Genomic DNA, 22719 nt, shown 5'->3' with positions numbered 1-22719 from the left:
TAACTTAAATTTAATTAAAATTATTATTTTACAGAAAAATAAATGTCAAAAAAATAAATTAAAAATAATATTAATTATACATTATGCATATAAATTATGAGCAAATGTATAAAACATATACAAAATAAATATAGACTTGCAAAATAAACTTGTGATTAAAAGATAAATGTGCTAAGATTAATTTAAGTTAAAAAAGATTAAAAAATGGGAGGTTTTATCATGAGACAAGGATATGGAAAGCAATTTCTTGCAGTTGTTCTTGCTGGTACATTAACAGCTACGCTGGCAGCCTGCAACAAAAAAGAAGAGGTCAAGGCAGAAAAGACAGACGTTGGTGTTACATTTGATCAGATTAAGCTGGGAGAGCATACGGATTTAAAGGCCAATTTAAAATTTCTGACCCACAAAACAGATATCGTTGATACGACGTTTAAGGATTATGTTTCAGAGTTTCAGAAGATGTATCCAAACATTAACATCGAATATGAGGGAATTACAAATTATGCAAATGATATCACAACAAGGCTGACCACTGGTGACTGGGGAGATATCTGTATGATTCCCACAACGGTTGATAAGAATGAACTCAAAAACTATTTTATCAACTTAGGAGCTATGGATGAATTGTCAAAAGAATATACCATGCTGTCAAATTACAGCTATGATGACAAGGTCTATGGAATTCCATCTATGGGAAATATACAGGGAATTGTTTATAACAAGGCAGTGTTTGAAAAGGCAGGAGTAAAGGAAATACCAAAAACTCCGGAGGAGTTTTTAAGTGCGCTGCAAAAGATCAAAGACAATACAGATGCAATTCCGCTTTATACAAATTTTGCAGCCGGCTGGACCATGACGGCATGGGATGCTTACATAGATGCCTGTGCAACCGGGCAGGCAGATTTTGCACAGGAGGGCCGTGTTAAGGGAAAGAATCCGTTTGCTGACCGGGGAGACCAGACTGGGCCTTATGCAGTCTATAACTTACTATATGAGGCAGTTTCAAAAGGTCTTACAGAGGAAGACCCCACCACCACCGACTGGGAAGGAAGCAAGGCAAGGTTAAACAAGGGAGAGATTGCCAGCATGGCATTAGGCTCATGGTCTATTGTCCAGATGAAGGATGCAGCGGAGAATGGTGATGATGTGGCTTATATGCCATTTCCAATTACAGTGAATGGAAAGCAGTATACTTCAGTATCTGCGGATTATAATTATGGAGTCAACTGCAATAGCTCTGCAGACAATCAACTGGCAGCCATGCTTTATATCAAATGGCTGATCGATAAATCCGGATTCGATGTGAACCAGGGCGGTGTTTCGATTAAAGTGAATTCCGAGATGCCGGAGTTTTTAAAAGCATTTGACAAAGTTGGGCTTCTATATGATGTGCCGGTACTAAAAGGTGAGGAAACCTGGGGAAATGATGTTAATAATGAATCCGAGCTGGGAATTAATGTATCAGGCGGAATGGCGAAGTCGGTAGTGGAGGCAGCAATCGAAGGGCAGCCTTCTATGAAAGAATTGGCAGACCAGTGGAATGAAAAGTGGACTGCGGCGCAAGAGAAGATTGGAATCACTCATTAACAGTCAGAAAAAGGGGAAATGATATGAACACAAAAAGAGCACCATTTAACTTTATTAAGTGGATTCAGTCGGGAAAGGTGAACCGACGACTGTGTATGGTCACATTTATGCTGGCTCCGCTCTTATTACTTCTGGTTTTTACATATATTCCTTTTCTGAAGATGTTTCAGTTCAGCTTTTATGACATGAAGTACATTGGAGCGCGAAAATTTGTGGGCCTTAAAAATTATTCAGAAGTATTTTCCAGGAAGGATTGCTTTCAGGCATTAAAGCTGAGCGGTTATTATATAGTCGCAGCTTTCATACAGTTGGCAATTGCGCTGTGGTTTGCCTCCGTTTTAAGCTTTAAGGTAAAAGGCGGAGGTTTGTATAAAGGTTTTATGTTCTTCCCATATCTGGTATGCGGAATTGCAGTGGGTTTTATTTTCAAGTTTTTCTATACAAGAGGTTTTGTACTGGATACGGTTCTTCAGTGGATTGGGTTCAATCTGGATTCTCTGCCATATTGGCTGAAGGATAAGAGTATCAATAACATCTCAATTGCCGCCACCTCTGTGTGGCGGTATATGGGACAGAATATGGTACTGTTTATCGGTGCGATCATGTCAGTGGACAGTACGCTTTATGAAGCGGCGGCAATTGACGGAGCTTCCGGCTTCAATAAGTTCCGGTATATTATATTTCCCAGCATAAAGACTATTATTGTACTCAATATGATTCTGGCAATTACCGGTTCACTCAGTGTTTTTGAACCGCCCTATGTAATCACAAACGGCGAGTTTGGAACAGGTACCTATTTTGTTATTATGAATAAGCTGGCCCACGTAAGCCAGAAGGTAGGTCTGGCTTCAGCTATGGCGATTGTTCTGTTTGTGCTGATTTTATTTGCTACATTGCTTCAGAAAGCAGGAGAATGGTATTTTCTTGGAATCGGTGATCAGGAGGCAATACGAACGGTGAGACGGCAGAAGAAGCGAAACAGGCAGAGGGAGGCAGATAACAGATGAAATTAAAGAAATTTCTTTGGACATTTATAAAATATACAACACTGATTCTGGGCTCTGTTATTTCCGTGCTCCCTGTCATTGTCTGCGTAATCACAGCATTCAAGACACCAGAAGAGTATGCGACGACCAATGTCATGACCTTACCAGCCAGTTGGTTTTATGTAAATAATTTTATAGAAGCATGGCAGAAAGCAAACATGGGAGTGGCATTTCGTAATTCTGGAATTATCCTTGTGTGCGTTCTGTTTGGCTCTGTGCTGACTGGTTCTATGCTGGCTTATATCCTAAACCGGTTTAAATTTCCGGGCAATGGCTTAATCCGCAGTCTTTTCCTGTTCGCCTCTCTGCTTCCGGGAATTGCCATGCAGGTATCCGTGTATCAGATTATGTATAGCCTGGGATGGATAAACAGTCTGCCAGGATACATTGTTTTGATGTGCGGTACTGATGTTATGTCCATTTATATTTTCATTCAGTACTTTGAGAATATCCCCACCTCACTGGATGAATCGGCTATTATGGATGGCTGCACCTATTTCGGCGTGTTTTTCCGGGTGCTTCTGCCTCTTTTAAAGCCGGCGATCATTACCGTTATGATTTTAAAAGGAGTGGGAACTTATAATGAATACTATGCGGCGAACCTTTATCTGCAGGACAAAAACAGGCTTGTTACAGTAGCTACGTCCCTGTTTAAATTCACGGGGCCGCTTGGAAACCAGTACAACTATATCTGTGCAGGAGTCATAATCACCATGATCCCTGCGTTGATTATCTTTGTTCTATGCCAGAAACAGATTTACAGCGGTTTAACACAAGGGGCCGTCAAAGGGTAGACAGACGCTTAAGAATATAAATACATGAGTGGAGGAAAGCAACTATGAGCGAAGTTAAAATAATTGGATCACAGGTCCCGAATATGCCGTGGCAGGATAGGCCGGAGAAGGCAAAACCATGGATGCCTGTTTGGAGATACGATGCAAATCCCATCATTGACCGGAATCCTTTAGAGGGAGTCGCACGAATATTCAACAGTGCCGTAATTCCTTATGAGGGGGCATTCATCGGCGTCTTCAGAGGGGAGCAGACAAATGGCGTTCCATTTATCTACTTAGGCCACAGCGGGGATGGGATTCATTGGGAGTTTGAACGTGAGAAAATACAGTTTGTGTCTGAACATGGAGAGCCATTTATGCCTGTATACGCATATGACCCCCGGCTTGTTAAAGTCGAAGACACCTATTATATCATGTGGTGCCAGGACTGCTACGGTGCCGCTATTGGAATGGCATGGACGAAGGATTTTAAAACCTTTACAAGAATTGAAAATCCATTTCTGCCTTTTAACCGGAATGCAGTACTTTTTCCAAGAAAAATCGGAGGAAAGTTCCTGATGCTTTCCAGACCCAGTGACAGCGGTCATACTCCCTTTGGAGATATCTACGTCTCGGAAAGTCCGGATATGATTTATTGGGGAAGACACAGACATGTAATGGGTAAGACAGGAGACTTCTGGTGGCAGAATGTAAAGATCGGAGGAGGAGCGGCTCCCATTGAGACTTCAGAAGGCTGGCTATTGTTTTATCATGGAGTCACGGGAACCTGCAACGGATTTGTATACAGTATAGGCGGAGCAATTCTAGATATCGACAATCCTTCCATCGTGAAATACCGCTGCAGAGAATTCCTTCTCACACCAGAGGAGTGGTATGAAGAACGGGGATTTGTGCCGAATGTAACGTTTCCCTGTGCTACGATTCACGATTCTGAAAGCGGAAGGATCGCAATCTATTATGGAGCGGCTGACAGCTATGTGGGGCTGGCATTTACAACCGTAGGAAAGGTAACAGATTATATTAAGGAACACAGCCTGGTGACGGAAAGTGACACAGAAACAGGGTTACGCTAGAAAGGATAAGCATATGTTGGCGGAAGAAATGATACAGCATCTGACAAAGGATTTAATTCCCTTCTGGGAACAGCTTGCAGATGAGGAGTATGGTGGTTTTTACGGATATATGGGATATGATTTAAAGGTGGATGAGAAGGCGGTAAAGGGTTGCATTTTAAACAGTCGTATTTTATGGTTTTTTTCAAATGCGTACCTTCTTTTGCAAAAAGACAGCCTTCTTTTTTATGCCCGTCATGCCTATGAATTTCTAAAAAGTCATTGCCTGGATAAGGAGAACGGCGGAGTATACTGGTCTGTGACATTTGACGGACAGCCGGAGGAAACAATAAAGCATACCTATAATCAGGCTTTTGCAATCTATGCCTTGTCCTCGTATTATGATGCTTCAAAGGATGAAGAAGCCCTGGAGCTTTCGAAGGAGCTTTTTAAGCTGATCGAGACAAAATGTACAGATGAATGGGGATATAAGGAAGCATTTGATGAAGCGTTTCACACGATTGACAACGAAAAGCTCTCGGAAAATGGAATTGTTGCTGAAAAGACGATGAACACTCTGCTTCATGTATTTGAAGCTTATACCGAACTTTTCCGGGTGAGCCGGGAGAATGAGGTGAGGGAGCGGATGCGGTTTATCCTCGATATATTTGCAGAGCATGTCTATAATCGGGGGCAAGGACGCCAGAAGGTGTTTTTTGACCGGAAGTGGAATTCTTTGATTGACCTTTATTCCTACGGTCATGATATTGAGACGGCATGGCTCATTGACCGGGGCTGTGAGATTCTGGGTGATGAGGACTGCATCAGCAAGATGGGACTCATCACAAAAGAGATAACAGCCAATATTTATGACAGGGCCTATGTGGATTCTTCGCTTTTAAATGAGTCTTTGGACGGGATCAAAGACACAACAAGAATTTGGTGGGTTCAGGCTGAGGCTGTAGTAGGCTTTTTAAATGGGTATGAAAAATGTCCTGGAGAGCCTCAGTATCTGGAAGCCGCAAATGCAGTCTGGGATTATATCAAAACCTGCCTGATTGATCCGCGTTCTGGTTCTGAATGGTACTGGGCGGTTGACCAGAACAGGGTTCCCATAAAAAAACCGATTGTAGAGCCATGGAAGTGTCCGTACCATAATGGAAGAATGTGTTTTGAGGTAATAAGGAGGATACAGCATGATTCATAGCAGGTATTATACGGAGCTTAACAAATATGAACAGCTAATAAAGAAAGAAAATAAGAAGAGTGAATTTTACAATGGAATCTTTGACCGCTATGAAAATCCGGTGCTGACGAGAAATCATGCGCCCCTTATCTGGAAATATGATCTGGATGCAGAAAGAAATCCATTTTTTATGGAACGTCTGGGTATTAATGCGGTCATGAATTCAGGTGCGATTGAAATAGAGGGAAACTATTTCCTGGTAGTACGTGTGGAAGGAAATGACAGAAAATCCTTTTTTGCTGTGGCTGAAAGCAGTAACGGCACTGACGGGTTCCGGTTCTGGGATTACCCGGTTTCACTTCCGGATACGTGTCCGGAAGAGACCAATGTGTACGATATGAGGCTGACAAAGCACGAGGACGGCTTTATTTACGGCGTGTTTTGCTCAGAAGGGAAGGATCAGGAAAACAGTGACCTTTCTGCGGCAGTAGCCAGCGCAGGGATTGTGAGGACGAAAGATTTAAAAACCTGGGAGCGCCTTGATAACCTGACCACACTCCACTCACCTCAGCAAAGAAACGTAGCGCTGCATCCGGAATTTGTAGAGGGAAAGTATGCATTTTATACCAGGCCAATGGATGGTTTTATTGAGACTGGCAGCGGGGGCGGAATCGGATTCGGGCTATGTGATGATATCGCACATGCGGTGATTGCAGAAGAAAAGATTATCAGCCACCGGGTTTACCACACGCTGACAGAAGTAAAAAACGGCGCTGGCGCAGTACCGATTAAGGGAAAAAAAGGCTGGATTCATATTGCTCATGGAGTGCGGAACACAGCGGCAGGTCTTCGCTATGTGCTTTATGTATTTGCAACAGATTTAAAGGATCCTTCCAAAGTGATTGCCGAGCCGTCGGGCCTGTTTCTGGCACCTCTGGGAAAAGAACGGGTGGGAGATGTGTCAAATGTGGTATTTACCAATGGAGCCATTGCCAGAGAAAACGGGGATGTTTACCTTTATTATGCCTCCTGCGATACCCGTATGCATGTGGCAACCACTACGGTGGAAAAACTGGAGGATTATGTGTTCCATACCCCAAAAGATCCGCTTCGTTCTTCGGACTGTGTGGTGCAGCGGTGCAGTCTGATACATGAAAATCTGGAATTGTTAGAGGGAAAGCGGAAAGAAGGAGTGGTTCATGAAAATTGATTTGGATGATAAAAGGCTCCAATACAGCGGACGAATTGACTGTACTGATCCAAAACACCCCGTATTTATCTTTCCGGCCAGCTCACTGATCTTTTCCTTTGTGGGAACAGGGGCAACGGTTGTTATAAAAAATCAAAGAGCTTATTGGGGGAATTATATAGGAATCATAGTGGATGGGGTGCAAAGGAAAGAACGGCTTGCAGATACAGGATACACAACCATTCTTCTGGCTGAAAACCTGGAAGAGAAGGAACACAGCATTATCCTGTTTAAACGTCAGGATTCCTGCCACGTAATGACGCTGGAAGAGCTTTTGCTGACAGGAGCAGGAATTCTGACAGAGAATTTAGAAAGACCTGTGCGAAGAATTGAGGTCTATGGGGATTCTGTTTCTGCGGGAGAGGTATCAGAGGCAACGGAATATGCCGGAAAGGCAGACCCGGAGCACAACGGAGAATATTCCAACAGTTGGTTTTCTTACGGCTGGATAGCGGCCAGAAAATTAAAGGCTGAAATCCATGATATAGCCCAGGGGGGAATTGCCCTGCAAAATGGAACCGGGTGGTTTCTGGCACCTTCGCTGATAGGAATGGAGAGTGTCTGGGATAAGGTACATTATAATCCTCAGCTTGGAGCAGTCACAGAGTGGGATTTTCATCAATATATTCCCCAGGTGGTGATCGTAGCCATCGGACAAAATGACAATAATCCAGAGGATTACATGAAGACGGATCTGGAAGGGGAAAAAGCACAGCGCTGGCGTGACGATTATGAAAGATGGATTCGAAGCATACGAAAGAAGTATCCAAAGGCTTTCATTATTTTATCAACTACCATTTTGGAACATCATGAGAACTGGGATGCATCCATTGAACGGGTGTGCCATGAGCTTAAGGATAGCAGGATCGTCCATTTTTTATACTCAAAAAACGGAGTGGGGACTCCAGGTCACATACGTATTATGGAAGCGGAGCAGATGGCGGATGAGCTGTGTGCGTTTATAGAAGGGATATCGGAGAATATTTGGGGAGTATAAATTTTTTCTCGGAAAGAGAGGCAAGGATGAATAAGCCGGCAAGTGTGCAGACCTTGGTGGTCACAGCCAGTGATCCGAAGGATATGATAGAAGCTGTTGGCATTACAGAAGATGGGATTATGAATGGAACAACCTTGATCTCTGGCGTCGATGTAGTGACAGATCAGGAGATCTCGGACAGCAGTGTCTACAGTACAGGAAACCTCTCTCGTCTGACGAAAGTAATGGAGAAAGCAATGAGAGGGGAGACTGTGACCATAGCCTATCTTGGTGGTTCCATTACTGATGGTTCCGTTGCGACCCCTAAGAATACCAATTGCTATGCATATCTTACGACTCAGTGGTGGAAGAAAACGTTTCCTGATGCAAAAATCAACTATGTCAATGCGGGAATCGGAGCAACAGATTCTTATTTTGGTGTTCACCGTGTGGCACAGGATGTACTTTTTGAGAACCCGGATCTTGTTGTTGTGGAATTCAGCGTCAATGACTACCGTGATCATAATAAGGAAAGCTATGAAAGCTTAATTCGCAGAATATTGGAATACAGGACGGCTCCGGCAGTCGTGTCTCTGTGCCTGACCCGGTTTTCAGCGGATGGCCAATGCATTGATTACAGCGAGTACCACAAAGAAATAGCAGATTATTATCAGGTTCCTGTGGTGAGTTATGGAGATGTAGTAGCGCCAAGGCTTGAGAACGGAAGCATTCAGTGGAACCAGTTAGGACCATATGATGACTTAACACATCCCAATAATGCAGGGCACAAGATCATATCTCGGTGTATGTCCTATTTCTATGGACAGGTATTGGAGGATATGAAAAATCACAGTTACGGTGACTACAGCACCTATGAGCTGCCGGGAGAGACTGTGACGGAATCCAGATATGAAAATGGCACCATTTTGGATCACTGTTCGGGAAGCGGGGACGGTATCCGCGTATCAGGCAGCGATGTATCCAGGGTCACCGTAAAGAATGCCCAGTTTCCATATGGCTGGCAGACTGACAGCGGATCGGATATTACATTTACCATTGAAGATGCCACTAATATGGGGCTGATCTATTACGGTGGTATGGAAGAAAACTATGGGATTTTTGATGTGTATGTGGAGGATCAGTATGTCAATACCATTGATACCTGTTTTTACGGGAGCTGGGGTAGTCATGCGGATTATACGCTGCTTTTAACAAGCGGATCAAACGGTCCTCATACGGTGCGTATTACGAAAAATGAGAACAGCAAAGGAAATCGGTTTACCATCCTGGGCTTTACTGTTTCGAGCTCAGATACAAGTCCGGCTTCCCATATCGATGTGTTAAAAAAGTCAGAGCTATAGGGAAAGCGATATGTAAATACAGCAATGAGACAGAGCCGTTAATAAGATGGCAGGCGGCTGATGATGACCGCCTGCTTTTTTCATGGAAAAAAGCAGAAAAGACAGCAGTAATTGCCTGAGAGAAAGTGAGAATATAAAATGGATGTCAGAAAAGAATACGAATCATGGTGTGGGAATCCTCTCTTTCATGAGATGACCAGAAGGGAACTGATCGCCATTAAGGACAATGAGATGGAGATTCAGGACCGTTTTTATAAAGAACTGGAATTTGGAACAGGAGGACTCAGAGGAATAATCGGCGCAGGAACAAACCGAATGAATATTTATACAGTCCGTAGGGCGACTCAGGGGCTTTCTAATTATATCATTCGTGAAAAGGGAGAAAAAAGAGGAGTGGCAATTGCCTATGATTCCAGAAATTATTCTCTGGAGTTTGCCAGGGAAGCCGCTCTTTGTCTGGCGGCAAACGGCATATGTGCTTACCTGTTTGACTCCTTAAGGCCCACGCCCATGCTTTCCTATGCGGTGCGTAAGCTGGGATGCATAGCAGGCATTGTGGTCACAGCCAGCCATAATCCGCCGGAATACAATGGCTATAAGGTGTATTGGGAGGATGGCGCGCAGATTACGGCTCCCAAAGACCGGGAAATAATCGGAGAGGTAAAAAAAGTCAGAGATTACGCCCAGGCTTTGACCATGGAACTGAAAGAAGCGGAAAAAATGGGACTTTACCGCATAATCGGCAAAGAATTGGATGACTGCTATCTGGAGGAATTAAAAAAACTGGTGATTCACCCGGAAATGATTAGAAATCAGCAAAAACAGTTGAAAATCGTGTATACTCCCCTTCATGGAACCGGTAACCATTTCGTGCGCCGGATTTTAAAGGAATTGGGGTTTGAAGAAGTCTATGTGGTGCCGGAACAGGAGAATCCGGATGGAAATTTCCCCACGGTGAGTTATCCGAATCCTGAAGACAGCAAAGCCTTTTCCCTGGCACTTAAGCTTGCAAAAAAAGTGGATGCAGACGTGGTGCTTGCCACAGACCCGGATGCAGACCGCCTGGGCGTCTATGGAAAGAATGAAAAAAGCGGAGAATATGAGCCATTTACCGGGAATATGTCAGGAATGATTATTCTGGAGTATATTTTATCACAAAAGAAGGAAAAACGAGAGCTTCTTAAGAATGAGGCAGTGGTGACGACCATTGTATCCGGTAAGATGGCAAAGGCGATCACAGACGCTTATGGTGTGGAGCTTAAGGAGACTCTGACTGGTTTTAAATACATTGGTGAGCAGATGAAACTCTTTGAGCAAAGTGGCAGCCATCATTTTTTATTTGGCTATGAAGAGAGCTACGGCTGCCTTTTAGGAACTCATGCAAGGGATAAAGATGCCATAGTGGCAGCAATGGCATTGTGCGAAGCGGCAGCTTACTACCTGACAAAGGGAAGGAGTCTTTGCCAGCAGATGGAGCATCTGTATGAGAAGTACGGTCATTATAGAGAAAATCTCTGCACAATCACTTTAAAAGGAATGGACGGGGCGGAGAAAATTAAAGGGATTTTGGAAACAATCAGAACCAATCCTCCTTCATGTATCGGCGGTTTTTCCGTGAAACGGTTCCGGGACTATGAAACTGGTGTGATAAAAGACTTGGAAAGCAGATCAGAATATCCCACATCTCTTCCGCTTTCCAATGTTCTGTATTTTGAACTGGAGGATGAAGCATGGTGCTGTATCCGCCCGTCAGGGACCGAGCCGAAGGTAAAATATTATATCGGCGTAAAAGGCTCCGGGAGCTGTGATGCAGCGGAAAAGCTAGCTGGGCTTACAGCTGCGGTAAAAGTCTTAATCAGCAATTAATTCCCTTAAAAAAAGCAGACAGTGCGTCTCTGTCGGGAATGATGATCTTACCTCTCTGAACCTGGACCAGTCCCTGTTCGGTCAGATGCTTTAGCTGACGGGATACGGTTTCCCGCCGCGATCCCAGCATATCAGCCAGATAGGTAACGCTTAACTCCATATTGATTAAGGTCCCTTCCTTATGGGGAATGCCGTAATCTTTGGAAAGCCGCCATAGCTTTGCCGCGATCTTCTTTTCCCCATGTACAGAGTTGGAGGTATTTTTTAACTGGCGGTATAAGCGGCGGTTTTTTAAAGCCAGGGAATCAAGAATCAGTTTCGTCAGTTCAAAATCATGACGCATAACCTCCAGAAAATCCATCTTTCCAAAGCACAGAACCACAGATGGTTCAAAGGCTTCGCAGTTAATGGAAGCGGGCATATTCTGCAAAACTTCTTCGTTCACCAATTCTCCTTTTCCCAGCAGAAAAATGGTTTTCCTCTCTCCCTGGGAATTGATCTTATAAAGGGATACGAAACCGGTTACTACTATATAAAGCGTCTGGTTCATTTCTTTATCCCAAAACAGGTGTGATCCTTTTGGGAAACGCCGCAGGCTGCCACAGGCCATCAGCGATGCCACTGATTTTTCTGATATGCTTTGAAAAAGCCGGGTACAGGAACAAGCTTCTTTTATATCCATGGGAACCACATTCTCCTTTTGTATCTTTGTCTTGCCCTATATTAAATTACTTTGTTTCACAGATTCAAACTGGTTAAGTACATTCTTTAAAATAAGATCACGGTTACTTAAGCGATATTCTCCACCCATAAGAAGATTTTCATAGAAATGTTCCAGAAACAGGCTGGTCTCGATGATTCTATTCTTGTAATCAGCAAAGTTTGCTCTTACAAGAGCATTTCTAAAGTACAGGCTATAATCTTTAAACATGGCATTATCCACGTGAAAGCCCATATTGTTCAGATAACATTCCATGAATACCGCCGTTGTTCTCGTATTTCCTTCCATAAAAGGATGAGCCTGCCATATAGCTGAGGTAAAGGCAGAAATTCTTCGTATTACCTTATCACCTGTAAGTTCCTCATAACTTTTATTTTTTTCCGTATCAAAATCATATTCCAGTGTCTCTTCCAAAGCGGTATAGTTCGTATACTTAACCGTATCTCCGTTCAAAATTGGTTCAGACTTATAAATATTAACTTTTCTGAACTGTCCGGCACAATCATAGATATCTTTGAAAAGTTCTCTGTGAATTGCTTTCAGTGAGGTGACTTTTAATGGATAACCGGGGCCGTCAAGGATATGCACAATTCTGGCAGAGACAAGATCAGCCTCTTTGTTCCGGTTCTCAGTGTCTTCAGCTGTTTCATTTTCATAGTGCTCATAGAGAAGTTTTTCTACCTGTTGATAGGTTAATTTCCCTTCAATATTGGATTCCGCCAGGTCCGACAGATATTTTGTAGGCTTAAGCCCATCAACCTTCTGGAGACCTTTTGCAGCATTCCAGTAACTTTCTTTCACGGCTTTGTCAGTTGTTTCGCCATAAATCTGATATTCCTGAGACAAAATACCACCTGCCTTTCCTTTGCACGCTGTATACAAGTATTATACTATACCTTGAAATCCAACGCAAGGAGTAGGAAAACAGTACTTTATGCCTTCCATACGCCTTTATTCCTCACCGTGTTTCATAATATGAGCACCAAACAGCAATACCAGATAAAAGATACTTAAAATCAAGATATGTAGTGCTGTTTTAATAAACAAAGGAAGGCCTCCAAATGGATCCATAAAGGAAAAGGCTGCATAATAGATTCCAATAGCCAGTATCATGAGTGCCGATGGTTTTGCAATCATATCCCATGCATTCCACACAAATTCCACCATTTTCTTCAAAGCCAGCACATGCATGAAAGCCAGCAGCAGTTCACTTGCCAAAGCTCCCACCAGGTATGCGAATATTCCCAGCCGGGGGATACCAAAAAGCACAAACAGGAGCCGGAGAGTCATGGCAATGACGTTCTGGGTGAACGTAATGGAGGTTTTTCCCAGTCCATTTAAAATACTTCCCATGGTGGTAGCCATGTAAAGGAATGGGCAGAGCCATGCCAGCACAGTCATATATTGTCCGGCAGAACTGTCTTTAAACACACTGACTCCCAAATCATTGCCGAATAAAGTAAAGATACCGATGCAGAGAATCCCTACATACATACAGTAACGAAGGGACATGGAAATCGCCGTTCCGATCCGTTTCTCATTCCCCTCTGACTGGGCCTCAGCTACAGTAGGCAGTAATAACACTGCCAGGGAATTAAATACAGTGGAAGGGAACAAAATAAAGGGCAGTGCCATTCCGGTTAATACACCGTATACGGAAAATGCGGCGGAATCCGAAAGACCGGACATCTGAAGTCTGCTGGGAATGAGTATGGCCTCTGCACTGGCAAGAATATTTAATACCAGCCGGTTTCCCATAAGGGGAACTGCCAGGTGAAGGAGTCCCGGAGCCGTTTCGCTGAAATGGGAGGAATCATAAGCAAAATCTTTGGCCATTTTTGGAGGAAAAAAGCGGTAGGCAAAAACCGTAAACAGAGAAGAGGCAATCTCCCCGATTAAATGCCCCATAACTGCCAGCTGGACAGTAATGGTAATTCCTGACTGGATCATAATGTCAGCAATGAGGAAAACAGCGCCGATTCTTATGATCTGCTCCATAATCTGCGCCAATGCCGGAACGGAGGGACGCTGCATACCATAATAGTAACCGTTGATACAGGCATGAATCGCCGCGCAGGGAACAGATACGGCAAGAAACGTAAGCAGTGGCGCGCAGCGCGGTTCCATCAAAATAGAACTGGCGATAAAATCCTTAAACTGAATAATAAGATAAGCAAGGATCATGGAAATAGCCACTGAAATGATGAGACCGCTGCGAAAAACAGAACGGCCCTTCTTCACATTAGCGGCTACGGACTGGGAGATGGCGGTCTGAATGGACCCTGCACAAAGCGCAAAGCAGATTCCAAAGACCGGATGAATCAGATTAAAAATACCCAGACCCTCAGCTCCAATGGTACGGGAGAGAAAGATCCGGTAAAAAAAGCCCAGCACCCGCGTGATGAGCCCGGCTGACGTTAGAAGAAGGGTGCCGGTCAGAAGCGCATATTTTCTTTTTGAAAGTTTTCTGGGGATCTTTAGAGAATCATTCATGAAATCTCCTGAAAAAGAGAATTATTATAAATATATGGAAATTGTTCTTTCTTCATGACACAATCATAATGAGAATCATTCCTATTGAATTTCTAGGAAATGTGTGTATAATAGGAAATGTAGATGAAGCTTTTAACTTTAGAACTACAGAAAGGCGGAACTAACAAATATGAAGCAACTGATTTATTTAGACAACGCAGCGACGACCAAAACCAGACCAGAGGTCGTAGAAGCCATGCTGCCTTACTTTACGGAATATTATGGTAATCCATCTTCCGTATACGAATTTTCCGGTATCTCAAAGAAAGCGGTTCAGGATTCCAGAGAGATCATTGCAGGTTCTCTTGGAGCCAAGACGAACGAGATTTATTTCACGGCCGGCGGTTCTGAATCCGACAACTGGGCTCTCATTGCAACAGCAGAAGCCTATGCAGACAAAGGAAAACACATCATTACCAGTAAAATCGAGCATCATGCCGTGCTTCACACATGTGAATATCTGGAGAAACGCGGTTTTGATATCACTTATCTGAATGTAGATGAGAATGGTTCCATAAAGTTAGACGAGCTGAAAAAAGCCATTCGTCCTGATACCATCCTCATTTCTATCATGTTTGCCAATAACGAGATCGGCACCATTGAACCCATTAAGGAAATTGGTGAGATAGCAAAAGAGCATAAAATCTTATTCCATACGGATGCAGTGCAGGCATTCGGTCATATGCCTATTAACGTAGATGAATACCACATTGATATGTTAAGTGCCAGCGGTCATAAGATTAACGGACCAAAGGGAATTGGATTTTTATATATCAGAACAGGCGTTAAGTCCCGTTCCTTTGTTCATGGAGGCGCTCAGGAGAGAAAACGCCGTGCGGGTACAGAGAATGTGACAGGAATCGTAGGCTTTGGAAAAGCGGTAGAGCTTGCAGCAGCAGGAATGGAAGAGAGAGCCCGCAAAGAGACCGAGCTTCGTGAATATTTAATGGAACGTGTCATGAAAGAAGTTCCATACACCAGAATTAACGGCAGCAGAAAGAGCCGCCTTTCCAATAATGTAAATTTTGCCTTCCAGTTTATTGAGGGTGAATCCTTACTGATCATGCTGGATATGAAAGGAATCTGCGGATCCAGCGGTTCAGCATGTACTTCCGGTTCCCTGGATCCGTCTCATGTACTTCTGGCAATCGGTCTTCCTCATGAGATCGCACACGGTTCTCTCCGTCTGACCCTTGATGAGGTAAATACCAGAGAAGAGATGGATTATGTGGTGGAAGCCATTAAGGAAATCGTAGCGAAACTGCGCAGCATGTCACCTCTTTACGAGGATTATATCAGACATCAGGGAAACTAGTACAGGGTAGAAGAATTACCAGAAAGTGGAGATCATAGAATATGTATACAGAGAAAGTTATGGATCATTTTGAACACCCGAGAAATGTGGGTGAAATAGAGAACGCCAGCGGCATGGGTACAGTTGGTAATGCAAAATGCGGCGATATTATGAGAATTTATCTGGATATTGATGACAACCAGATTATTCAGGACGTAAAGTTTAAAACATTTGGCTGTGGTGCAGCAGTTGCTACCAGCAGCATGGCAACAGAGATGGTAAAAGGAAAATCAGTTCAGGAAGCGATGGAGGTTACCAATAAGGCCGTATGTGAGGCACTTGATGGGCTGCCCCCTGTAAAAGTACACTGCTCCTTGCTGGCCGAAGAAGCAATCCATGCTGCGTTGTGGGATTACGCAACCAAGCATGACATTAAGATTGAAGGCTTGGAGAAGCCAAAGTCTGATATCGGCGAGGAAGAAGTAGTAGAAGAATATTAATGGAAATGGAATACTATGAGTAAAGCGAAAGTAGTAGTTGGAATGTCAGGCGGCGTGGATTCTTCCGTTGCAGCCTGGCTGTTAAAAGAACAGGGCTATGATGTAATCGGCGTGACCATGCAGATCTGGCAGGACGAGGATAACGTGACTCAGGAAGAAAACGGAGGCTGCTGCGGGCTCAGTGCCGTAGATGATGCCAGAAGAGTTGCCTGGGATCTTGGAATTCCTTATTATGTTATGAATTTTAAAGAAGAATTTAAATCACAGGTGATCGATTACTTTGTAGAGGAATACCAGAGAGGGCGGACTCCTAACCCCTGCATCGCCTGCAACCGCTATGTCAAGTGGGAGTCTCTTTTAAAGCGGAGTTTGGATATTGGAGCGGATTATATTGCCACAGGTCATTACGCCCAGATCGACCGGCTTCCAAACGGCAGATATGCCCTTAAAAAGTCAGTGACTGCTGCGAAAGACCAGACCTATGCTCTTTATAACTTAACACAGGACCAGCTGGCCTGCACCCTGATGCCGGTAGGTGCCTATTCCAAAGATCAGATCAGGGCAATTGCTGACCAGATCAATCTAAACGTTGCTCATAAACCGGACAGCCAGGAGATCTGCTTTATTCCAGATCATGATTATGCCGGTTTTATTGAAGAGAGCGCAGGAGAGCGGGCCCCGGAAGGTAATTTTGTGGATCTGGATGGCCAGGTCATTGGACGCCATAAAGGAATCACTCATTACACTGTTGGGCAGAGAAAAGGACTTAATTTGTCCCTTGGCTACCCGGTTTTTGTTGTGGAGATACGCCCTGAAACAAACGAAGTGGTGATTGGAACAGGAGAGGATGTCTATTCTGACAACCTTCGTGCCGGTCATTTAAACTGGATGGCAGTTGACGGTCTCCATGGAGAAGAGATGGAGGTAATGGCAAAGATCCGTTACAGCCACAAAGGCGCCCCCTGTACCATAAAAGAGGTGGAGGACGGCGTGGTGGAATGCAGATTTGAGGAGCCGCAAAGAGCGATCACTCCCGGACAGGCTGTGGTATTTTACCAGGGCGAATACGTAGTGGGTGGAGGAACTATACTGTGATAATCAGAAAAAAATCAATCATATGGATCGTTCCTGCCGTCCTGCTTTTTTGTCTGTTTCTGCTTTCCGGCTGCGGGAAAAAATATGAAGCCATACAGACTCCTGCAGTGGAAGAAGCCAAAGGAGAGTTATCCCAGGAGGCTGAAAGTGCTCCCGTAACCATTGAAGACGATACAGAAAAGACAGCGGAAAAAAGCTCTCATGAAGCTTCTGTGACGAAGGAGACAGCTCCTGAGTTTCAAAAAGCAGATGAGACGGTTTATGTGACAGGCAGCGGAGTGAATGTCAGGACACAGCCATCTTCTTCCGGCCAGATAGCAGCCTCTCTTAATCAGGGGACGGCACTGAAACGGACCGGATACAGCCAGAGCTGGAGCCGTGTTACCTATGAGAACAAAGAATGCTATGTGTCTTCCCGTTATTTATCCAAGGACAAGCCGGCGGAACAGGCGGCAGTCACTCCTTCCGTATCAGGAAGCGGTAACGGAAAGCTCATTGCCATTGATCCGGGACACCAGGCGAAGGGTAACTCGGAAAAGGAACCCATCGGACCAGGATCCTCTCAGATGAAACCAAAGGTGGCTTCCGGAACCCAGGGTGTGGCTACAGGCATACCAGAATATAAGCTGACACTGGATGTCTCCCTTAAATTAAAGCAGGAACTGATGAACCGGGGGTATCGTGTTTATATGATCCGCGAGACCCATGATGTAAATATCAGCAATGCAGAGCGTGCCAATATGGCAAACGAAAGCGGAGCGGATATTTTTGTAAGGGTTCATGCTAATTCATTAAACGACAGCTCTGTGGCCGGAGCCCTGACCATGTGTCAGACTTCTAAGAATCCTTATAACGGCAATCTGTACGGTAAAAGCTCAGCTCTTTCTAAAACAGTGGTAAACGGAATCAGCAGCCAGACCGGATTTAAAAACCGGGGGGTACAGGAGACCGATTCCATGAGCGGAATTAACTGGTGTAAAATACCGGTAACCATCGTAGAGATGGGATTTATGAGTAATGCAGAAGAAGATAAAAAGATGGCCACCGATGAATATCGGGACAAGATTGTAAAAGGAATTGCAGATGGAATCGATTCCTATTATGCAGGCGGGAATTAATTCCATATAAGATGCCGGAAAGCGAGAGGGAAGACCCTGTTGCTTTCCGGCTTTTGGCTGTCTGCCTTACTCCTGTCAGGTCATAAATGAACGGAAAAAAGCATACATTTTCCTGAAACGTTTCTTCCAGGCAAGGAGAAGAAAATATGGCGGATTATGGGCTTGCGTTAGCAGGAGGGGGAACCAGAGGAGCGGTTCATGTGGGTGTTCTTACGGCGTTAGAAGAAAACGGTCTTTTGCCCACCCAGGTCGCAGGAGCCAGTGCAGGAAGTATTGTGGCTGGATTATACGCATCCGGAATGGATATTGGAAAGATGAGAGATACAGTGAGATGGCTGGCAGCCCATGGAGAGAATTATATTGATCCTAATATGATCGGTGTCATTTTATTTCTGCCCCAGGTGCTGCTTCACAGAAAGACATCTTTAATGGGCTTAATCAAGGGCAACCGGCTTTCTGACTTTCTGTGTGATTTAACCGATGGGATGGAGGTACAGGATTGTAAGAAAGGGCTGTTAATACCAGCAGTGGATATCAACAGCGGAAATACGGTGGTATTCACAAATCTTTTTCAGGAAAAGGTACCGATATCAGCACTTCGGGAAGAAAATGTGAGATGGCAGAAAAATGGGCTTTTATGTGACATTATGATGGCAAGCTCTTCTGTTCCGGCTGTATTCTGCCCAAGGCAGATTAATGGCTTTTTGCTGGTGGATGGGGGAGTAACCAACAATCTTCCGGTAGACTTACTGATTTCAACGGGAGTATCAAACGTCATTGCAGTTGATATTGGGGAAGCATATGAAATGCCAAAGGATCATTCCATCATGGAGATTGCGTTCCACTCATTTTCCATTATGAGCAGGGAGTTGAAGGACTGCCGTTCCAGCGGTGAGATTCTTCTGTTAAAGCCCCCGATTCCCAAAGGGTCAGGGCTTTTAACCTTTGAATATATGGAGGAATGCATGGAAAGCGGATATCTGTATACAAAAAAAATGATGCCGCGGATTAAGCATGTTCTGGAAAAAATAAAATAAATACGGTATACTGTATAAAAATACATTTACATGAGGAGAAATAAGATGGAACTGACCTTTCGATACGCACAGGAATCGGATACGGCTCTGATTCTGGAATTCATTAAAGGACTGGCAGATTACGAGAAAATGCTGGATGAAGTGGTTGCTACAGAAGAACTTTTAAAAGAATGGCTGTTCATGCAGAAAAAAGCAGAAGTGATCTTCGCACTTGCAGACGGGAAAGAAGTAGGGTTTGCGTTATTTTTCCATAATTTCTCTACATTCCTCGGCAGAGGCGGGATCTATCTGGAAGATTTGTTTGTAAAGCCTGAATACAGAGGTAAGGGAATTGGAAAATCCATTTTCAAGAAGTTAGGTGCCATTGCAAGAGAACGCGGCTGTGGAAGACTGGAGTGGTGGTGTCTGAACTGGAATCAGCCCAGCATCGATTTTTATCGTTCCATGGGAGCTGAGGCAATGGATGAATGGACGGTATACCGCATAGCCGGTGAGGGCCTGAACCGACTGGCAGATAGCGGAGAAAAATAAAGGGATCAGAATACAGGTAACAGACAGGGGGCGTTATGAAAACGCTCCCTTATTTATTTGGAAAAGAATCATGAAATTGTAATGTCTTTGTAACCAATTTTATTTCATTACGGGTTATACTGCTATTGTAAGAAATAAATTCCAAGGAGGATATCATGAGACGTATCATGGAAAAAAATAATAAAAAATACAGCAGGAGGCTGCTGGCCGCATTGCTGCTTTTCAGTATGTTAGAAATAAGCGGGTGCAGTATAAAAGAAACAGACAGGACAGCTGGTAGCACAAAAGAATCCACAGCCCCTTCCATAACCCAGACTGAGGCTGCAAAGGAAAGTTCTACGGCAGAGGCAATTACTACGGCAGAAGCAAACACTACGGCAGAAGCAAACACTACGGCAGCAGAAGATGAGTCAGCCCGGTTAGACGGCTATATTGGTCTGTTGGGCCTTACAAAAGAGGAACTTGTGAAAAACTTAGGCGAGGAGCCGGAGAAGATTGACGAGGGAGGTCTGGAATTTAAAAAAGCGGGAATCCGCATCTGGTTCGACCAGACAAATTACAAGACAGCAGAGCAGATTTTTGTCATGGATCCGGATTTTGATATTCATGGCGTAAAACTGGGAGAAAAAATTGACAAATTTAAAGAAGTATTAAAAGATCCGGTCAGCGACCGGAACGGCGATGCTCATTTTAAATATAATGATATCTATCTGTCCATAAACTACGATACAAACACCCAGGTTACCTATGGATTGTATCTGTTGAAGAATGATTTTTAAACGCAGAAACACAGCAGTATCTAAAGAGACGGAGAGACAGACATGAAAAGAAAAAATAAAAATATCCTGTTACAGGCAGCAATGGCAGCAGCAATGACCGCGTACTTATCCGGATGCAGTTATTCCGGCAATCAGGCGGGGTTCATACAGCAACCCAAAGCGGACAATTCTAAAGAAGAGGATCTTACACAGAAAATAAAAGATATCCTGCCTGCAGGTGCCGAATATTTAACGGCTGATCATTCAGATAAGAAACAAAGCATCGTTCTTGATGATATCAATCGGGACGGGAAACAGGAAGCGCTGGTTTTATATCGGGATACCAGGGATAATAAGCAGGCACATTTCCTGATGTTACAGGAAAAGGACGGAAGTTACGAAAAAATATGGGATCAGGAGACAGGATTATCCTCTTTTGATTCATTTGAAGTGTTGGATTTAGATGGAGACGGAAAAAAGGAGATCATAGCTGGCGGACAGATTTCCGGACCGGAAAGCCCAAAGCAGCTTCTCATCTATGAACTTAATCAGGATCAGTTAGTGCAGAAGGTAAACCGCAGTTATGAAAAGCTTTTAATCAGGCAGTTTGGAAACAGCCAGTCCCCTTCTATATTTTTATTAGACGGAAAAATAGAGGAAGAACAGAAAGCAGAACTGTTTTCCTATGAGGCAGGTCAGTTAATATCCCGTTCCAGCGTGGAGTTAAATCCCCAGGCAGTCCCGGAGCAGATCACAGCCGGACTTCTGGCAGATGGGGCAGATGCCATCTTTGTTGACAGCGGACTGGGTGCCCATTCCATGTTAACGGAAATTCTTGGAGTGAAAGACGGAAAACTGACAAAAATCGGAGGTGACAACGACAGTACTCTGATGAAGGCATATCCTCTTACCAGCAGAGATATAAACGGAGACGGTGTGATTGAGGCAGGAGGAATGTATATACCAAACGGGTATGAAGATGCTGCTATGGCTGAGATTCCATTTATCCAGGTTTATTATGACTATAAGCTGGATGGATCGAAAACGGCTGTTGAGGAACGTTATGCAGAAGAAGGGCAGCATTTTTATATTACCATTCCTTCCGATTTATATGGTAAGATCACGGTAAAACGACTGGATCAGGGTGTACAGCTTGTAACCGTTTCAGGGGGAGAGACCGTGTTTGAAGTGAAATGGGCAAAAAAAGATGAGTCTGGTGAGCATGACACCATATTGGGTAAGACAAACGATACCGTCTATTATACTGAGTTAAAAGATGTACTGCCTATATCCAGAGACCAGTTTCACCTGGTGGTGGGGGAGGAAAATGAAAGCAATACTGGTAGTTGAGGATGAGCTTTCCATCAGAAGCTTCATCTGCCTGAATTTAAGAAGAAAGAATTATGGGGTTCTGGAAGCAGAAACCGGAGAGAAGGCTCTTGAACTGTTTGCTTCCAACCCGGTAGATGTAGTGCTGCTTGACCTCATGCTTCCAGGTATGGATGGATTTGCTGTCTGTGAGAAAATGAGAGATTTAAGTCCTCAGGCGGGCATTATTATGTTGACAGCACGTTCCCAGGAAGAGGATAAAATCAAGGGACTGATTCAGGGAGCTGATGATTATATCACTAAACCATTCAGTATGACAGAGCTGGAGGCCAGAATCATTTCTCTCCTTCGCCGTATGGATTTAAGATCCTCTGACCAGAATGGGACAAGGCTTTGTTCCGGGCCATTTGAGCTGGATTTTGAAAAGAACCGGTTATTACGAAAGGATGTTGCCGTGAAGGTGACGCCTACGGAGTTCAGCCTCATTCAATTCTTTATCAGAAACAAAAACAGGGTTTTCACCAGAAACCAGATTTTAGATCAGGTATGGGGAGAGAATTATGTGGGAGATCTAAAGGTGGTTGATGTAAACATCAGGCGGATCCGAAGAAAGATTGAAGATGACCCGGCAAGTCCGGCGTACCTGTGTACGGAATGGGGTTTTGGATATATATGGAAGGAGTGATT

Annotated in this window: 21 protein-coding genes; 18 read left to right on the top strand and 3 right to left on the bottom strand. The window is 44.0% G+C overall.

All coding sequences use genetic code 11. From position 1 onward, the window contains the following. Positions 1-219: 219 nt before the first annotated feature. The 9 genes from ABS301_RS04690 (at position 220) to ABS301_RS04650 (ending at position 11117) form a co-directional block, all read left to right on the top strand. Positions 220-1587, top strand: coding sequence for an ABC transporter substrate-binding protein (locus ABS301_RS04690; protein WP_349671110.1), 1368 nt, complete (start codon positions 220-222; stop codon positions 1585-1587). Between the two features lie 23 nt (positions 1588-1610). Further along, positions 1611-2594, top strand: coding sequence for a carbohydrate ABC transporter permease (locus ABS301_RS04685; RefSeq protein ID WP_349671109.1), 984 nt, complete (start codon positions 1611-1613; stop codon positions 2592-2594). Beyond that, entirely contained in the window at positions 2591-3427 is an 837-nt protein-coding gene (locus ABS301_RS04680; RefSeq protein WP_349671108.1) for a carbohydrate ABC transporter permease, read from the top strand. Before ABS301_RS04685 ends, ABS301_RS04680 begins: the two co-directional genes overlap by 4 nt. A 44-nt stretch (positions 3428-3471) precedes the next feature. Then, positions 3472-4500, top strand: a complete 1029-nt coding sequence (locus tag ABS301_RS04675; protein ID WP_349671107.1) for a glycoside hydrolase family 130 protein — start codon at positions 3472-3474, stop codon at positions 4498-4500. A 13-nt stretch (positions 4501-4513) separates the two neighbouring features. After that, positions 4514-5686 (top strand): AGE family epimerase/isomerase, encoded by a 1173-nt coding sequence (locus ABS301_RS04670; protein WP_349671106.1) that lies wholly within the window; start codon positions 4514-4516, stop codon positions 5684-5686. Beyond that, complete coding sequence (locus tag ABS301_RS04665; RefSeq protein ID WP_349671105.1) at positions 5676-6875, top strand: glycoside hydrolase family 130 protein; 1200 nt, start codon at positions 5676-5678, stop codon at positions 6873-6875. The genes ABS301_RS04670 and ABS301_RS04665 overlap by 11 nt, the downstream gene beginning before the upstream one ends. Further along, positions 6865-7911 carry an SGNH/GDSL hydrolase family protein gene (locus ABS301_RS04660; RefSeq protein WP_349671104.1) on the top strand — a complete coding sequence of 349 codons (1047 nt, stop codon included), beginning with the start codon at positions 6865-6867 and terminating at the stop codon, positions 7909-7911. The genes ABS301_RS04665 and ABS301_RS04660 overlap by 11 nt, the downstream gene beginning before the upstream one ends. A gap of 26 nt (positions 7912-7937) precedes the next feature. Then, positions 7938-9251 (top strand): SGNH/GDSL hydrolase family protein, encoded by a 1314-nt coding sequence (locus tag ABS301_RS04655; protein WP_349671103.1) that lies wholly within the window; start codon positions 7938-7940, stop codon positions 9249-9251. Positions 9252-9389: 138 nt separating this feature from the next. Next, entirely contained in the window at positions 9390-11117 is a 1728-nt protein-coding gene (locus ABS301_RS04650) for a phospho-sugar mutase (RefSeq protein ID WP_349671102.1), read from the top strand. Here ABS301_RS04650 and ABS301_RS04645 read toward each other — a convergent pair. The 3 genes from ABS301_RS04645 to ABS301_RS04635 form a co-directional block, all read right to left on the bottom strand. Then, positions 11107-11799, bottom strand: coding sequence for a Crp/Fnr family transcriptional regulator (locus tag ABS301_RS04645; protein ID WP_349671101.1), 693 nt, complete (start codon positions 11797-11799; stop codon positions 11107-11109). The two genes, ABS301_RS04650 and ABS301_RS04645, sit on opposite strands and share 11 nt — an antisense overlap. Before the next feature lie 36 nt (positions 11800-11835). After that, positions 11836-12684, bottom strand: coding sequence for a Fic family protein (locus ABS301_RS04640; protein ID WP_349671100.1), 849 nt, complete (start codon positions 12682-12684; stop codon positions 11836-11838). Between the two features lie 105 nt (positions 12685-12789). Then, complete coding sequence (locus tag ABS301_RS04635; protein ID WP_349671099.1) at positions 12790-14331, bottom strand: oligosaccharide flippase family protein; 1542 nt, start codon at positions 14329-14331, stop codon at positions 12790-12792. Between the two features lie 169 nt (positions 14332-14500). Here ABS301_RS04635 and nifS point away from each other — a divergent pair, with 169 nt between their 5' ends. The 9 genes from nifS (at position 14501) to ABS301_RS04590 (ending at position 22717) form a co-directional block, all read left to right on the top strand. Then, the gene (gene nifS, locus ABS301_RS04630; protein WP_349671098.1) at positions 14501-15685 is read left to right on the top strand and encodes a cysteine desulfurase NifS; all 1185 of its coding nucleotides are present in this window, start codon (positions 14501-14503) and stop codon (positions 15683-15685) included. A 41-nt stretch (positions 15686-15726) separates the two neighbouring features. Further along, complete coding sequence (gene nifU / locus ABS301_RS04625) at positions 15727-16164, top strand: Fe-S cluster assembly scaffold protein NifU (protein WP_349671097.1); 438 nt, start codon at positions 15727-15729, stop codon at positions 16162-16164. Between the two features lie 15 nt (positions 16165-16179). Beyond that, positions 16180-17259, top strand: a complete 1080-nt coding sequence (gene mnmA / locus ABS301_RS04620) for a tRNA 2-thiouridine(34) synthase MnmA (RefSeq protein ID WP_349671096.1) — start codon at positions 16180-16182, stop codon at positions 17257-17259. A gap of 2 nt (positions 17260-17261) precedes the next feature. After that, a complete protein-coding gene (locus tag ABS301_RS04615) occupies positions 17262-18377 on the top strand; it encodes an N-acetylmuramoyl-L-alanine amidase family protein (RefSeq protein WP_502877948.1) in 1116 nt (371 codons plus the stop codon). Positions 18378-18523: 146 nt separating this feature from the next. Then, positions 18524-19414: a patatin-like phospholipase family protein gene (locus ABS301_RS04610; protein ID WP_349671094.1), complete on the top strand. Its 891-nt coding sequence runs from the start codon at positions 18524-18526 to the stop codon at positions 19412-19414. 45 nt (positions 19415-19459) lie between these two features. Continuing rightward, a complete protein-coding gene (locus ABS301_RS04605; protein WP_349671093.1) occupies positions 19460-19945 on the top strand; it encodes a GNAT family N-acetyltransferase in 486 nt (161 codons plus the stop codon). Between the two features lie 155 nt (positions 19946-20100). After that, positions 20101-20724, top strand: coding sequence for a hypothetical protein (locus tag ABS301_RS04600; protein ID WP_349671092.1), 624 nt, complete (start codon positions 20101-20103; stop codon positions 20722-20724). Positions 20725-20766: 42 nt separating this feature from the next. Continuing rightward, positions 20767-22053, top strand: coding sequence for an FG-GAP repeat domain-containing protein (locus ABS301_RS04595; RefSeq protein WP_349671091.1), 1287 nt, complete (start codon positions 20767-20769; stop codon positions 22051-22053). After that, positions 22031-22717: a response regulator transcription factor gene (locus tag ABS301_RS04590; RefSeq protein ID WP_349671090.1), complete on the top strand. Its 687-nt coding sequence runs from the start codon at positions 22031-22033 to the stop codon at positions 22715-22717. Before ABS301_RS04595 ends, ABS301_RS04590 begins: the two co-directional genes overlap by 23 nt. The last annotated feature ends 2 nt before the right edge of the window (positions 22718-22719 follow it).

Source organism: Lacrimispora sp. (assembly GCF_031982545.1).
Lineage (GTDB): Bacteria > Bacillota > Clostridia > Lachnospirales > Lachnospiraceae > Lacrimispora.
The sequence above is the reverse complement of the archived record's forward strand: the minus strand, read 5'-3'. Positions and strand labels throughout refer to the sequence as shown.

Excerpts from the sequence above, each read along its gene's own strand:
- ABS301_RS04670 (WP_349671106.1), top strand. The coding sequence starts at position 4,514 with ATGTTGGCGGAAGAAATGATACAGCATCTGACAAAGGATTTAATTCCC.
- ABS301_RS04685 (WP_349671109.1), top strand. The coding sequence starts at position 1,611 with ATGAACACAAAAAGAGCACCATTTAACTTTATTAAGTGGATTCAGTCG.
- ABS301_RS04655 (WP_349671103.1), top strand. The coding sequence starts at position 7,938 with ATGAATAAGCCGGCAAGTGTGCAGACCTTGGTGGTCACAGCCAGTGAT.
- nifU (WP_349671097.1), top strand. The coding sequence starts at position 15,727 with ATGTATACAGAGAAAGTTATGGATCATTTTGAACACCCGAGAAATGTG.
- ABS301_RS04660 (WP_349671104.1), top strand. The coding sequence starts at position 6,865 with ATGAAAATTGATTTGGATGATAAAAGGCTCCAATACAGCGGACGAATT.
- ABS301_RS04590 (WP_349671090.1), top strand. The coding sequence starts at position 22,031 with ATGAAAGCAATACTGGTAGTTGAGGATGAGCTTTCCATCAGAAGCTTC.
- ABS301_RS04610 (WP_349671094.1), top strand. The coding sequence starts at position 18,524 with ATGGCGGATTATGGGCTTGCGTTAGCAGGAGGGGGAACCAGAGGAGCG.
- ABS301_RS04600 (WP_349671092.1), top strand. The coding sequence starts at position 20,101 with ATGAGACGTATCATGGAAAAAAATAATAAAAAATACAGCAGGAGGCTG.
- ABS301_RS04605 (WP_349671093.1), top strand. The coding sequence starts at position 19,460 with ATGGAACTGACCTTTCGATACGCACAGGAATCGGATACGGCTCTGATT.
- ABS301_RS04645 (WP_349671101.1), bottom strand. The coding sequence starts at position 11,799 with ATGGATATAAAAGAAGCTTGTTCCTGTACCCGGCTTTTTCAAAGCATA.
- ABS301_RS04650 (WP_349671102.1), top strand. The coding sequence starts at position 9,390 with ATGGATGTCAGAAAAGAATACGAATCATGGTGTGGGAATCCTCTCTTT.
- nifS (WP_349671098.1), top strand. The coding sequence starts at position 14,501 with ATGAAGCAACTGATTTATTTAGACAACGCAGCGACGACCAAAACCAGA.
- ABS301_RS04595 (WP_349671091.1), top strand. The coding sequence starts at position 20,767 with ATGAAAAGAAAAAATAAAAATATCCTGTTACAGGCAGCAATGGCAGCA.
- mnmA (WP_349671096.1), top strand. The coding sequence starts at position 16,180 with ATGAGTAAAGCGAAAGTAGTAGTTGGAATGTCAGGCGGCGTGGATTCT.
- ABS301_RS04690 (WP_349671110.1), top strand. The coding sequence starts at position 220 with ATGAGACAAGGATATGGAAAGCAATTTCTTGCAGTTGTTCTTGCTGGT.
- ABS301_RS04665 (WP_349671105.1), top strand. The coding sequence starts at position 5,676 with ATGATTCATAGCAGGTATTATACGGAGCTTAACAAATATGAACAGCTA.
- ABS301_RS04675 (WP_349671107.1), top strand. The coding sequence starts at position 3,472 with ATGAGCGAAGTTAAAATAATTGGATCACAGGTCCCGAATATGCCGTGG.
- ABS301_RS04680 (WP_349671108.1), top strand. The coding sequence starts at position 2,591 with ATGAAATTAAAGAAATTTCTTTGGACATTTATAAAATATACAACACTG.
- ABS301_RS04635 (WP_349671099.1), bottom strand. The coding sequence starts at position 14,331 with ATGAATGATTCTCTAAAGATCCCCAGAAAACTTTCAAAAAGAAAATAT.